8 protein-coding genes are annotated in these 14,086 nt (G+C 67.8%); all 8 read left to right on the forward strand.

The window, feature by feature from the left end; all coding sequences use genetic code 11:
• The first annotated feature begins 195 nt into the window (after positions 1-195).
• On the forward strand, positions 196-1,164 hold the full coding sequence (locus KOR34_RS10600) for a DnaJ C-terminal domain-containing protein (RefSeq protein WP_146564558.1): 969 nt from the start codon (positions 196-198) through the stop codon (positions 1,162-1,164).
• A gap of 15 nt (positions 1,165-1,179) precedes the next feature.
• Positions 1,180-1,491 carry a hypothetical protein gene (locus tag KOR34_RS10605; protein WP_146564559.1) on the forward strand — a complete coding sequence of 104 codons (312 nt, stop codon included), beginning with the start codon at positions 1,180-1,182 and terminating at the stop codon, positions 1,489-1,491.
• A gap of 6 nt (positions 1,492-1,497) precedes the next feature.
• Positions 1,498-1,878, forward strand: coding sequence for a ribonuclease P protein component (gene rnpA / locus KOR34_RS10610; protein WP_146564560.1), 381 nt, complete (start codon positions 1,498-1,500; stop codon positions 1,876-1,878).
• Positions 1,875-2,126, forward strand: a complete 252-nt coding sequence (gene yidD / locus KOR34_RS10615) for a membrane protein insertion efficiency factor YidD (protein WP_228714571.1) — start codon at positions 1,875-1,877, stop codon at positions 2,124-2,126. The genes rnpA and yidD overlap by 4 nt, the downstream gene beginning before the upstream one ends.
• A gap of 186 nt (positions 2,127-2,312) precedes the next feature.
• Entirely contained in the window at positions 2,313-4,025 is a 1,713-nt protein-coding gene (locus KOR34_RS10620; RefSeq protein ID WP_197531315.1) for a flagellar basal body P-ring protein FlgI, read from the forward strand.
• A gap of 110 nt (positions 4,026-4,135) precedes the next feature.
• The gene (gene smc, locus KOR34_RS10625; protein ID WP_146564562.1) at positions 4,136-7,747 is read left to right on the forward strand and encodes a chromosome segregation protein SMC; all 3,612 of its coding nucleotides are present in this window, start codon (positions 4,136-4,138) and stop codon (positions 7,745-7,747) included.
• A gap of 447 nt (positions 7,748-8,194) precedes the next feature.
• Entirely contained in the window at positions 8,195-11,179 is a 2,985-nt protein-coding gene (locus tag KOR34_RS10630; protein WP_146564563.1) for a hypothetical protein, read from the forward strand.
• A 951-nt stretch (positions 11,180-12,130) separates the two neighbouring features.
• Positions 12,131-13,387, forward strand: coding sequence for a DNA polymerase Y family protein (locus tag KOR34_RS10635; protein ID WP_146564564.1), 1,257 nt, complete (start codon positions 12,131-12,133; stop codon positions 13,385-13,387).
• The last annotated feature ends 699 nt before the right edge of the window (positions 13,388-14,086 follow it).

Raw genomic sequence — 14,086 nt, forward strand, 5'->3', positions numbered from 1 at the left:
GGGTTGTGGGATCCGGGGGCCATAGCCTGGCGGCTGGGCCGCCGCGCGCAATCGTTCAGGGTACCCCGCGGGCGTGGGAAATCCAATGCCGGCGGCGGTACCCCGGGCCGGGAGGACCGCTAGAATGGAGCCTTGCCTGGCCCGGCGGGGCCGGGGCTAGCAAGGTGGGCGAACACGCGAGAAAACCAACGGCTGATGGCCAAAGACTACTACGAAACCCTGGGCGTGAAGCGTTCGGCCAGCTCGGACGAGCTCAGCAAGGCGTACCGGGAGCTGGCGCGCAAGTACCACCCCGACCTCAACCCGAAGGACGCCGCCGCTAAGGAGAAGTTCCAGGAGGTGCAGCGGGCGTTTGACGTGCTCAGCGACCCCAAGAAGCGGGAGCAGTACGACCGCTTCGGCCCCAACTTCGAGTCCATGGGCGGCGGTCCCGGCGGCCCGGGGGGCGGCCGGCAGGGCTGGCCCGGCGGCGGCTACCGCGGTGGCGCGGAGGAGGTCGACCTCAACGACCTGTTCGGCGGCGCGGGGGCCGGCGGCGGCGGGTTCGCCGACCTGTTCAAGCACTTCGGCGGCGGGATGGGCGGCGGCGCCGCGGGCGGACCACGCACCGCCCCGCGCAAGGGCGCCGACCTGGAGCACGAGATCACCGTGCCGTTCTCCTCGGCCGTCAAAGGGGGCGAGGCCGCGCTGAGCGTCCGCCGCGCCAACGGCAAGACCGAGACCATCAGCGTGAAGATCCCGGCCGGCATCGAGGACGGCAAGAAGATCCGCCTGCGGGGCCAGGGCGAGCCCAGCCCGGGCGGCGGCCCGGACGGCGACATCCTGCTGACAATCCATGTCGCCTCGCACCCCGAGTTCACCCGCCGCGGCACACGGCTGGACGTGGTGACGCCGATCACCCTCGCCGAGGCGGTCCAGGGCGCCAAGATCGACGTGCCCACGCCGCACGGCGCCGTGTCGGTGAGCGTGCCCGCGGGGACCTCCAGCGGCAAGAAGCTGCGGCTCAAGGGTCAGGGCGTGCGTCCCGAGGGCAAGCCGCCCGGCGACCTGTACGTGGAGCTGCAGATCGCGCTGCCGGAGGGGCTCTCCGATGAAGAACGCGGCCAGATCGCCGAGATCGCCGAGCGTCACCCCCAGAACCCCCGCGCGAACCTGCGCTGGTAGCCCCAGGCGGCGCTGATGAACTTGCCATTGCTCCTCGCCCAGGCGGACGAACAAGCAACGCCGCTCGAGCAGCTCCCCCCTACCGAGCGCGCGGCGGTGTTGATGAGCCTGCTGGCGCTGGTGCTCACCGGGCTGGCGCTGATCGGGCTGACGATGGTCGGCGCCCGCTGGGTCCGCCGCGTGGTGCGCGAACGCACGCCGCCCCGACAGTGGCCGCAGCCCGGTTCGCCCCCGCCCGACCGCGGGGCAGACCCGCCGGGGCCCAGGAGCGCCGATTCGTCCGACACGATCGACGCCCGCCGCCGGTCCGACGAGACCCGGAGCTAGCCCCTGATGGACACCCCCAACCCCCCAGCGCTGACCTTCCCCAAGTCGGCCCACCTGCTCAAGAGCGCCGAGTTTGACGCCGTGTTCGCCGCTCGGCGCAGCGCCGCCGACGGGCGGCTTGTGGTGTACGGGCTCGCCAACCCGCTGGGGCGCCCCCGGCTGGGGCTGGTCGTGTCGCGGAAGGTCGGCAACGCCGTGACCCGCAACCGCTGGAAACGGGTCCTCCGCGAGGCGTTCCGCTTGTCGCAGCACGATTTGCCCCCGATCGACCTGGTGTGCATCCCCCGCTCGCGGCAGGAGCCAACCCTGCCGGTGGTGCAGGCGTCGCTCAAACGGCTGGCGGCCAAGGTGGCCCGCCCCCCCGGAAGCCGGCGGGGCAAGCCGTGAGGCCGCTCTGGCTGTTCCTGGTGGCGGGTCTGCAGATACTGCCGACCGCGCTGCTGGTCATGCTGGCGCGCGGCTACCAGCTGCTGATCAGCCCCTGGCTGGGCCAGAACTGCCGCTTCACGCCCACCTGCAGCTCCTACTTCATCCAGTCGGTGCTCAAGCACGGCCCGCTGCGGGGCTCGCTGCGGGGCCTGCGGCGGATCGGGCGGTGCCACCCCTGGAACCCCGGCGGGCACGACCCGCCGTAGCCGCTAGCGGCGCCAGCTTGCGGCGCGCGTCGGCCATCCGGGGGGACGCGTCTTGATCCGGTTAGGGTAAGTCGTTACCCTCCGCCCGCTTGCTCGGCGGCGCGCATGCTGCGCGCTGGGCCGGGCGGCCCGCGTCGCAGGAAGCAACGCGGCAAACGACACCGTTTACGACCCGGAGCGCCGAGCATGATGCGCCGCGCAGTGGAGATCCGCCTGATCCGCCTCCTCGTCCTGTTGGGCGTCGGCCTGCCCGGCTGCGCCGGCACGTGGATGCGTCCCAAGGAGCAGCACACCTCGCTCGAGGAGCTGGTGGACGACGAGGACGCGCACTTCATCTCGACGTTCACGCACCCCACGGGCGCCAACTACGTGAAGGTCGAGGCGATCTCGCTCTGCACCGGCCTCGACGGCACCGGCGGCGACCCCCCCCCCACCGCGCAGCGCGCGGCGCTGCTGGACGAGATGAAGCGGCGGCAGATCCCCCAACCGAGCCAGTACCTGTCGCAGTCGGACAACGCGCTGGTGCTGGTCCTCGGCCTGCTGCCCCCGGGCATCCAGGAGGGCGACCGGTTTGACATCGAGGTCCGCACCCCAACCCGCACCGAGGCGACCAGCCTGGCGGGCGGATGGGTGCTGCCGGCGCGCATGTCCGAGATGGCCGTGCTAGGCGACTCGCTCCACACCGGCCACGAGCTGGCGGTCTGCGAGGGCCCGGTGCTGGTGGACGGCGTGGCGACCGACAACGCCGGCGAGAACACGATGACCCGCGGCCGCATCCTGGGCGGCGGCGTCGCGCTGAAATCCCGCTCGATGGGCCTGATGATCGACCGCAAGCACCAGTCGGTCCGCCTCGCCACGGCGATCGCCAAGAGCGTCAACGACCGCTTCTACTCCTACCGCGACGGCCAGCGCAAAGGCGTCGCGACCGCCAAGACCGACGAGTACGTCGAGCTGGCCATGCACCCCCGCTACAAGGAAAACGTGGGCCGGTACATCAAGGTGATCCGCAATGTGACGGTCAACGAGTCGCCGACCGAGCTGCAGGAGCGGCTCATCCGACTGCAGACGCAGCTGCTCGACCCGCTCACCACTGCAAAGGCCGCAGTGCGGCTCGAGGCGGTCGGCTCCGACCAGGCCGTGGAGATCCTGGAGGAGGGCCTCAAGTCCGACGACATCGAGGTGCGGTTCTACTCCGCCGAGGCGCTCGCCTACCTCGACAAGACAGTCGCCGTTGAGGCGCTCGCCGAGGCGGCGAGGACCGAGCCGGCTCTGCGCATCAACTCGCTCGCCGCGCTGGGCGCCATGGAGGACATCGTCGCGTACGACGCGCTCCGGTCGCTGCTGGACGCCACCAGCGCCGAAACCCGCTACGGCGCCTTCCGCGCGCTGTGGTCCATGAACTCCAACGACCCGCTGGTCCGTGGCGAGCGTCTGAGCGACCGCTTCAGCTACCACGTGCTGGACGTCGGCGGCCCGCCGATGGTGCACGTCACGCGCAGCTACCGGCCGGAGGTCGTGGTGTTCGGCGCCAACCAGCGCCTCCAGACGCCGCTGGTGCTGGACGCCGGCAAGAACATCCTGATCAACGGCATGTACGGCGACGAGATCATCGTCACCCGCATCGCCTCCGGCGAGGAGCCCCAGAAGCGGGTGATCGAGCCGACCGTCGACGCGCTGGTGCGGACCATCGTCGAGCTCGGCGGCGCGTACCCGGACGTGGTCCAGGCGCTGCGGCAGGCCAAACGCGACGGCGCGCTCTCCAGCCGCTTCCGTGTCGACGCGCTGCCCGAGCCCGGACGCGAGCTGCACCCCGGCGACGAGGAGCTCCCCCCCGACGAGGCCGGCGCCGCGCCGTACAAGGTGGCCACCCCCATGCCCGACCTGTTCGGGAAGAAGTAGCGGCGGGGCCGGCGTAGGGGGTCCCCCGTCCGAGCCCGGTCGGCGCCGCAACAGCCCCCGCAGCAAGCAGTCGACGCCACAAAGCCCCACGACCCGCGTCCCACCCTCCCATGCTCAAAGCCCTCGAACTCTGCGGATTCAAGAGCTTTGCGGACAAGACGCGGCTCGACTTCCACGCCGGCGTGACCTGCGTAGTGGGGCCCAACGGGTCGGGCAAGTCGAACGTGGTGGACGCCATCAAGTGGGTCACCGGCACGCAGAGCGCCAAGTCGCTCCGCGGCAAGGAGATGACCGACGTCATCTTCAACGGCGCGTCCGGCCGCAAGCCGATGAACGCCGCCGAGGTGACCCTCGAGTTCGACAACTCCACCAACCTGTTCGACCTGCAAGCGCCGGTCGCGCGGATCACGCGCCGCGTCTACCGCAGCGGCGAGGGCGAGTACCTGATCAACGGCGCGCCGAGCCGCCTCCGCGACATCCGCGCGCTGCTCGCCGGCACCGGCGTCGGCGCCGAGTCGTACAGCATCATCGAGCAGGGCCGCGTCGACGCGATGCTCCGCGCGTCGCCCAAGGACCGCCGGGCCATCTTCGAGGAGGCCGCCGGCGTCAGCCGCTTTCGCCTCAAGAAGCACGAGGCCGCCAAACGCCTCGCCCGGGTGGAGCAGAACCTGCTGCGGCTGTCGGACATCGTCGACGAGGTCGAGGGCCGCCTCCGCCGCGTTAAGAAGCAGGCCGGCCGCGCGCAGCGGTACCGCGACTCGGCCGAGCGGCTGAAGCACCTCCGCACGGTGCTCGGCATGGCCGACTGGCGGACGCTCGCCGCCCGCGAAGAGCGGCTGCGCCGCGACATCAACGAGCTCTCCCAGGAGACCGACGGCGGCGCCGACACGCTCGAGCAGGCCGAGGCGGAGCTGCAGCGGCTCGACGCGCAAGGCCAGCAAGCCGCGTCTGCCGCCGCCGACGCCGACCGCCGGCTCACCTCCGTCCGCGAGCGGATGGGCGCCGCGCGGGCCACCCTCCAGGCGCAGGCGAGCCGCATCGACGAGCTGCACGACGAGCTCGCCCACAAACGGAACCGCCTGGTCGGCATCCTCGCCGAAACCCGCGACCACGACCCCGCCGACGCGGTCGGCCTCAGCCAGCAGCTCGCCGTGGCGCAGCAGGCGTTCACCTCTTTGACCGATGAGCTCGCCGACCTGGAAGGGCAGCGCGAAGAGGCCGACCAGGCGCTGACCGCCGCCCGCGTCGCCGCGGCCGAGGCCGCCGAATCCGCCGCCGCCGCCGAGTCGGATGCCGAGGCCAACGCCACCCAATCCAGCCAGCTCCGCGACGAGCTCGCCGCGCTCGCCCGCCGACTCGAGAAAGCGACCGCCGAGCGGGACCAGCTCGACCAGCAGCTCTCCGACGCGACCCGCCAGCAGCAGCAGGCCGACGAGCAGGCCGCCGCCGCGCAGCAAGCGCTCCAGCAGCACGACGCCGCACACGCCGAGCAGCAGACGCTCACCGACCAGCTCCGCAGCCGGCACGCGGACGAGCAGAAGCAGGCGGCCGCCGGCGAGGCGCGGCTGGTCAGCCTCCGCCACCAGATCGAGGCGATCGAGCAGCTAGAAACCGACCTCGACTCGCTCCGCACCGGCGTGGCCGCGCACGACGGCGAGTCCCGCTGGAGCGTGCAGGGGATCGTGGCCGACCTGCTGCACGTCGACTACGACTCGGCGCCCATGGTCGAGGCGGCGCTCGGCGAGCGGGCCCACCACCTGGTAGTTGATTCCGGCGCCGAGCTGCTGGCCGAGCTCGCGGCGGGCGTCAGCCGGCTGGCGCGACGCACCTCTCTCGAGCGGCTCGACTCGCTCCCCACGGCCAGCGTCGTCGACCGCGTCGACCTGTCCAATGAGCCCGGCGTGATGGGCCGCGCCGACCAGTTCGTGGAGTTCGAACCTGCGCACGCGTCGCTGGTCAGGCGGCTGCTCGGCCGCGTCTGGTTTGTCGACACTCTCGCCACCGCCGAGCGGCTGGCCAACGGCCCCGGCCGCGGGCTCAGCTTCGTCACCTACAGCGGCGAGTCGATCACCTCCGACGGCGTGATCTCCGTCGGCCCGCGCGACGAGTCCCGCGGGCTGCTAACGCGCAAGACCCGCGGCGACGACCTCCGCGCGGAGCTCGCCGAGACCGAGTCGGCGCTCGCGGCCGCGGCCCACGCGGCAGAGGAGCTCGCCGAGCAGATCCAGCAGAGCCAGGCCGCCGAACGCGAGGCCCTGCGGCGCCGCAACCAGGCCGCCGAGTCGAGCGCCGAAGCCCGGCACGCGTCGCGACGCTTCCAGGAGCGGATCGAGTCGCTCGACCAGAAGCGGCAGAAGCGCGTCGCGGAAGCCGAAGCCGTCCAGCGTGAGCGTGACGAGCTCGACGCCCAGCTCCTCCGCGTTAGCGAGCAGACCGAAGCGCTCGCCACCCGCCGCGCCGAGCTGGCGGAGCGGCTCGCCCAGGCGGGCGAGGAGCAACGCGGCGCGGCCGAACGGCTCGAGCAGCTCGAGCAACGCCTGGTCGAACGCCGGGTGGAGTTCGCCCGCGCGGAGCAGCGCGCCGAGATCCTGCAGTCGCAGCACGCCCAGACGACCGGTCCGCAGACCGACCGCCAACGCGCCCGCGAGGAGGCGTTCGCCGACGTCCGCGAGCTCCGCACTCGCATCGAGGAACACGAGCTGCGGCTGCTGGCCGCGCAGGCCGGGCTGAACCTGCTGACGCTGCAGTCCGAGTCGCTGACCGTCACGCGCAACCGCGTGCACGCCGAGCTGGCCGCCGTCAACGAGCGGCGGCGGCTGATCGACCGCGCCGTGCGGCAGCGTCGCGAGCAGATCGACCAGTTCCAGTCGCAGCGGCAGCGGCACGAGATCGAGCTGGCCGAGGTGCGGCACGAGCAGGCCGCGCTGTCCGCCCGCATGCGGGACGACTACGGCATCGACCTGACGGAGGCGCCGCTCGACCAGGCCGCGCCCGAGGAGGTCGAGGACCGCGACGCCATCGAGCGGGAGATCGCCACGCTCCGCGACAACGTGCGCGAGGTGGGGGCGGTGAACCTCGAGTCGATCGAGGAGCTCGACGACCTGGAGGCCCGGTTCAACGAGCTGTCCGCCCAGTACAACGACCTCTCCGACGCGAAGAACTCGCTGGAGCGGCTCACGCAGCGGATCAACGTCGAAACCCGCAAGATGTTCCTGGCCACGGTCGAGGCGGTCCGCGGCGAGTTCCGCGAGCTGTTCCGCCAGCTGTTCGGCGGCGGCGAGGCGGACATCGTGCTGGTCGACGCCGACGGCAACGACCCGCTGGACGCCGGCGTCGAGATCGCCGCCCAGCCGCCCGGCAAGGAGCTCAGCAGCATCTCGCTGCTGTCGGGCGGCGAGAAGACCATGACCTGCGTCGCGCTGCTCTTGTCGCTGTTCCGCAGCAAGCCGAGCCCGTTCTGCGTGCTCGACGAGGTCGACGCCGCGCTCGACGAGGCCAACATCGGCCGCTTCACCGGCGTGCTCCGCGAGTTCCTCTCGTCCACACAGTTCATCGTGATCACGCACTCCAAGAAGACGATGACCGACGCCAACACCATGTACGGCATCACCATGCAGGAGTCCGGCGTGTCGAAGCAGGTCGCGGTCCGCTTCGAGGAGGTCGACGAAGAGGGCAACATCCGGCCCGAGAAGGTGATGGGCGGCGAGCGGAAGGCTGCCTAGCGCGGTTGGTGCTGCTGCGCCGTACGTTGAAGCCGGTGCACTCTCAGGCGTCCCGACTCTGACCGAGGTTGTAGCAACCTTGGTGAGTTCGCTGCCGCCCTCCGGCGCCGCAGACGACGAAACCTCAGCAGATGATGTGCATGCTACCGGGTGCGAACGCACCCTGCCGTTCGCTTGGGGAATCGATTGCAAAGCCGACCAGTTCCTCCGTGGTTTGTCTTTCCACGATCTTGGGTTGTGACTCTCTCGACGCGTGCGTTTCACTTGCTCAATTATCTGCAGCGACGATATACTGAGTGAACAACGACGGGATTGGGCAATCCCGTCACGGCCTGGTCTAGACGTGGTACAACCCCGCATCAATTTCCGTTGGCTCCCCAAGAGCAGGGGCTAGCCGCGGTATTGCTGGCGGGGTTTTTTCGTAGAACAGCAGAGAAGGCGACCATCATGCTCCTACCTACCGCGAGAAGAACCTGCGTCTTCGCAGTTTGCGTGGCATCCGTCTCATTGGCGGCATTGGTTCATGGCCAGACGGTGTTCAACGCCCCGCCTAGTACAATTCCCGATGCGTTCAACCTCAACTCGGGCGATGTCCTCAATGTGGGTGCTGGCGGTGTGGTCGGCACCGGACTCCGGGCCAATGCCGGCAGTATCATCAACGTGGAAGGTGGCACTGTAGGGGTAGGTTTCAGTGCAAATGCGGGCAGCCAGGTAGCCATTTCCGGTGGAACCGTTAGTGGTTTTATGACGCATGTGGGCAGTGTCTTGTCTGTCTCTGGCGGAATGCTCGAAGGCGGAGCGTGGATTGGCGGAATGGCCTCGATTTCGGGAGGGGCCATTAGCAGGCCGTTCCGAGCCGTGCAGGGTAGCGCGGTCAACTTTGTCGGTGCGGAGTTCATGCTGAGCGGTGTTCCGGTCGCTGAAAACACCGTGACGCTCGACCGATTCACCAATGCAGACGGAGTCCTGACCGGAACCTTTGAAGACGGCTCTCCGTTCATATTTAGCCCGCTTGGGCGATACGGTAGTGATGAGCTCCAGGATGTGACGCTTACGAGCGTCGCTATCCCGGCGGCAGACTTAAGGCCTAGAAGCATCGCGACGGATATCAGCGGGGACTTCGCGGGTATGCGGAGTGGCCAGGAGTTCACAGTTCTGCCAGGCGGCGTTCTCCCGGGAAACTTCTCGGCCGTCGAAGCGACGCTTTCCGTGGAAGGAGGCGAGGTCGGTCGTAACCTCAAAGTCGCGAGCGGTACGGTTAGTTTGACTAGTGGGTCAATCGGCGACTACTTCTACGCGTATCCTGGGAGCACCGTTTACATAGACGGCGGTAGCGTTGGCGCCGGATTTGAAGCGTTCGATAGTGATGTGACTATTACGGATGGCCGAGTCGGCAATCTGCTTCAGGCCCATGCCGGCACCACGGTCAACATGACCGGAGGCAGAGTCGACAGCATTGAAGCCCATGCCGGTAGTAGAGTTGTCATCAGCGGTGGCACCGTAGGGTTTGGCGGCAATGTCGTTAGCAGTGTTGTCGCGGCGGCGGGAAGCGAGATCGTGATCTCCGGCGGTGGCGTAGCTAGGTCATTGCGAACCGTAAGCGGGGCTGGTGTCGAACTAATCGGCGGAGAGTTCTCTCTGAACGGTGCTGCCTTCGCCGGTACGAACATCACACTCGGAGATGGCGACGTGTTCACGGGTGCTTTGAGCGATGGCTCAGCGTTCATCTTCCCCCCCCTCCACGGTGACCGCTTGGAAGGCGTGTCGCTGACCCGGGTGCCGTTGGCGCCAGCTGATACGACGCCTCGTGTCGTGGATACTCCGCAGACAAAGGGGCCTTCCGGCCTTCGGCCAGGTCAACGTCTAACTCTGCGACACGGGGGAACGCTTCAGGCCAATTTTGCCGTCGTTGGTGGAACACTTGAGGTCGAAGGAGGCGATGCTGGAGCTGGCGTTGAAGTAGTCGGCGGGTCGGTTGATATCAGCGGGGGTGTTGTCGGTGCGGGCTTGAGGGTACAGGATGCCAGGGTAGACATGTCGAGCGGCTCAATCGGAGAACGCTCTGCGGCTTACCGGGGAGCAGTGGTCAGTATCACCGGCGGAAATGTAGGCACGAGATTCAATGCGTTCGAGGGAAGTCGAGTGACTTTGGCTGGCGGCTCTGTGGGGCCAAGCTTCCGGACGTGGGAAGGCAGCGACGTAGAGTTTGTTGGGGGCGAGTTCCAGCTCAACGGAGAGGACTACGATGCAGACGAGATCACTCTGGTCGGGCGTGGTGGACCCGTGCAGGTATTTGCGGGAGTACTCAGTGACGGAACCCCGTTCGTCTTCAGTCCGCAGGCGAATCCAATTGGCGAGGAACTGAGGGACATCAAACTCACTCGCACTTCGTTGCCAGTTGCAGACTTAAATCCGAAAGTGCTCGACACTCCGTTAGGCAACGGCGTAAATGGACTTCGACCTGGTCAGGAACTGACGCTTGTTGATGGCGGAGAGTTGCCGGATAACTTCACCGCAATCGGGGCAACCTTGAACGTTGCTGGAGGTCGCGTTGGCAGATTCGCCGAAGTCGTCGATAGCACAGTCCGTATCTCCGGTGGAAAAGTAGACGTCGGGTTTCAAGCCCACAACAGCCAGGTGGAAATTACTGGCGGAGAAGTCGGCGCTCTGTTCGAAGCGTTCCCAGGAACGGTAGCGAGAATCGACGGGGCATCCGTTCGCGGCATCGGAGTCTACGCCGATGCGTATGTGGAACTTTTTGGAGGGAGCGAGGTCGAGTACTCGGTGCAAGTGCTTTCGGGAAGCGAGTTGAAAGTAAACGATGCGACGATTGGTGGCTCGATTGAGGCCATCAATGGTCGCGTCACATTCACGAACGGCAGCGTGGGTGGCTCATTCGGCGCCACAGCATCGGATGTCGTGATAGATGGTGGGTCGGTCGATGGATCCGTTACCATCTTCAACAACTCAAAGTTCCGAATCTCGGGTGGGAGCCACGCGGCTCGGATCAGCGTGGGTTATGGAGGTAGGCTAGAGATATCGGGTGGACAGTTCACCGGTGGCCTGACGCACCGTGAAGGCACCGTGGATATCAGCGGTGGCGACTTTTGGAACCTCACGAGCATAAGCGTTGCCGACACGCTCAATCTTTTTGGTCTTGAGTTCTACCTTGACGGCATGCCCTTGACGGGATTGACGCCTCACCTAGGTGTCGTCGTGCCAGAACGAGACCAAACCTTGTCCGGCATCCTGGCCGACGGTACGCCATTCTCGTTTGACCTCAATTCGACTAGTGGTGCTGGGCTGCATTTTTTCTCAACTGACGCAAGACTCACCGTCACCCTGGTCCCGGAACCGACGACCGTGTGGCTCGCGATACTTGCGGGATGCTCGCTCCTAAGTGTTCGTTCGAGAGCATGCCGACAGGAGTAGCGGCATCTTCGTTCCACCCCGGCATGCGCCGAGGTTGGGCCAACCGCACGGAGTTGCGCTCGAGGTGAATGCGCCGCGATGTGCCCAACCTCAGCGACGTTGAGCCCGGCCCTACGAAGGATCGGCGTGAAACGTCCGCGCCGTTTTCGCCACGCTGCCGGAGTACGATAGCTACCGGTTCGGCTCGTAGCCGCCGGCTCTGCCGGGGGGTTCTTGTGGCCCAGAGCGTGGCGGCTGATCAACGCGGCGGCGGCCGTGCTTGATCCCCCCGCGAAGCGGGGGGCTACGAGTCGAACGGTCTGTTGGGTCGTCACCATTGGCCGCGTCCGAGTGTAGCTCGGCGGTCCTCCGCCGAGGGAGGAGCGCGACGGGCTCCGCTTCGGTGGCGAACGAGCACGATGCGCGGCCCGAATCCTTCGGTCTGACGCCGCCGGTGGGCAACACGGCGGGGACCGCCGTGCTACCGAGGGGCCGTGGCACGCGCCGGATTTCTTGCTCCTGCGGCAAGATTGTGGTGGCAAACGGCCGGTCGGTCCGATCTAATGGCAGTGATGTTCATGCGTACACACCGAGGCACTAAACTGCGCGACCGCTGCGCGCGTTGGGCGACCCGAACAAACCGAGTTGGTTTTGTCCCCTCCGCGCGCAAAAACGGACAAAACCCTGCCCTGCTTCCGGAGTGAATCGATGCAATGAGCGGACGTTTAAGCACTTACTGTAATCCCAGGCGGGATTGCGCCCCGAGTTTTGTCCGCTCCGCGCGTGTTTTTGGACAAAACGAATCGGACAGAAACCTGTGGCGAATCGGCAGTGGCGCCCCGCTGGCGGCACCGGTGAGGTGCGCCGGTTTGTTCACGCTGGGACGCGGGGGCTTCCGCTTGCGCGGAGCGCCCCCGGCGCCTGCAGCCGCGCTGGCGCTTTGGTGTTACGCATTTCCCATTTGGAGCCTCGATGGCAACCACACGCTGGCTCTACCTCGACATGAACGCGTTTTTCGCCTCGGCGGAGCAGCAGCTGCAGCCGGCGTTGCGGGGCAAGCCGGTGGCCGTGGTGCCCACCATGACCGACCGCACCTGCTGCATCGCGGTCAGCTACGAGGCGCGGCAGTTCGGCATCCGCACGGGCACGAACGTCGGCCAGGCGAAGCAGCTCTGCCCGTGGCTCCGGCTCGTGGAAGGCCGGCACGAGCAGTACATCGAACTGCACCACCGCATCATCGCCGCCATCGAGACCGTGCTGCCGATCGAGCGGGTGTGGTCGATCGACGAGTTCGCCTGCCGGCTCTCGCTGCAGCACCGCGAGCGGGCGCCGGCGCTCGAGATGGCCGGTCGGGTGAAACAAGCCGTGGCTACGCAGGTGGGGCGGCACCTGCGGTGTTCGGTCGGCCTGGCGCCCAACCGCTTCTTGGCGAAGGTGGCGGCCGGGATGCGCAAGCCGGACGGGCTGACCCACCTCGGCCTGGAAGACCTGCCCGACGCGCTGCACCCGCTGCAGCTGGGCGACCTGCCGGGCATCGGCCGCGGCATGCAGCGGCGGCTCGAGCAGTTCGGCGTGCGGACGGTCCGCCAGCTTTGTGCGACGCCGCCGGAAACCATGCGGATGATCTGGCGGAGCAAGGTGGGCGAGCAGTGGAGCCGCTGGCTGCGTGGCGAGGACGTGCCCGACCCGCCGACCAAGCGGGGCAGCGTGGGGCACTCGCACGTGCTGCCCCCGGAGCTGCGGACCGATACCGGCGCGCGGGCCGTGATGACCAGGCTGCTGCACAAGGCGGCGGCCCGCCTGCGGCGCCTGGGCTACGCGGCGGGGCGGATGGAGGTGGAGATAAGCCAGTTCGGCGACGGCCCCGCGTGGCGAGTGACCGTCAAGCTCGGCGGGGTGCAGGACACGCCGACGCTGCTCAAGGCGCTCGAAGCCGCCTGGGAGTGCCGCCCGCGGGGCATGCAGCCGCTGAAGGCCTCGGTCACGCTCTACGGCCTGACCGCGCCGCAGAGCCTGCCGCTGTTCGCCGACCACCAGCAGGCGATCCGCGCGTCGCGGGTGATGGACGCGGTCAACGCCGAGCTGGGGCCGACGGCGTTGTACTTCGCGTCGATGCACAAGTCGCGGGACGCGGCGCCGCTGCGGATCGCGTTCACCAACATCCCGGAGGTGGCGTTTGAGGGGGCGCGGGACCCGCGCCCCCGCGGCGGGTTGCGGCGGGCCGACTAGCGGTCGACCGGCGGCGCCGGGGGGCCGCACAACTCGATCAAATACTGCGTAATGACTAATGCGGACAGGGCGCACAGCCGCGTCGAGCGGAACAACCGGCCTACTCGCCGCCACGCGAGAAAGTTCCTCAAGTAGGCCCCCCCAGAATAACGAAACTAGGTATCGGACGGGTGGCTCCGGACAGACACCCTGCGTCGAAGACGCGGGGCGTCGGGAAAGGGCCGCTCGCAGGGGGGAGCCTGCCAAACCGTCCCACCGGTAAACGCTATCGCCGCTAGTGCGCGCCCCGCGCCGATGCTGTAGCGTCTGAATGGTTCCTTCTGTTTCCCCGACTCGGCTGGAGCTGCGCTCAAACGGCGCGACCCAACAGCAGGGTGGGGTTGGGCGTCTTGGAGGGATTACCCGGCGCTGGCTGCGTCGAGTCTTCCTTCCGCGACGGTTTTTCCCAATCCTCCGTGCTGGCGCCTGCCGATCCGGCTTAGAGAGAGGTCGTGGATCAGAAGGACCTGTCCCCACCAAAAGCGGCTTCAACATTGTGTAACAGCCCCGACCCAGACACGTGCGACCGGCTGGCGAACGCCTCCGGAGCAGGGATTGCTCGCGAGTAGCGGGTGCGTACGTGAGGGGCGATAGACGGCTCTGGCATTTGGCGCGCACCAGCGTCCAGAGCCGAGCGAACAAACAGCAAGACGAGAATTG

The sequence above is a fragment of the Posidoniimonas corsicana genome, from assembly GCF_007859765.1.
GTDB classification, from domain to species: Bacteria; Planctomycetota; Planctomycetia; order Pirellulales; family Lacipirellulaceae; genus Posidoniimonas; species Posidoniimonas corsicana.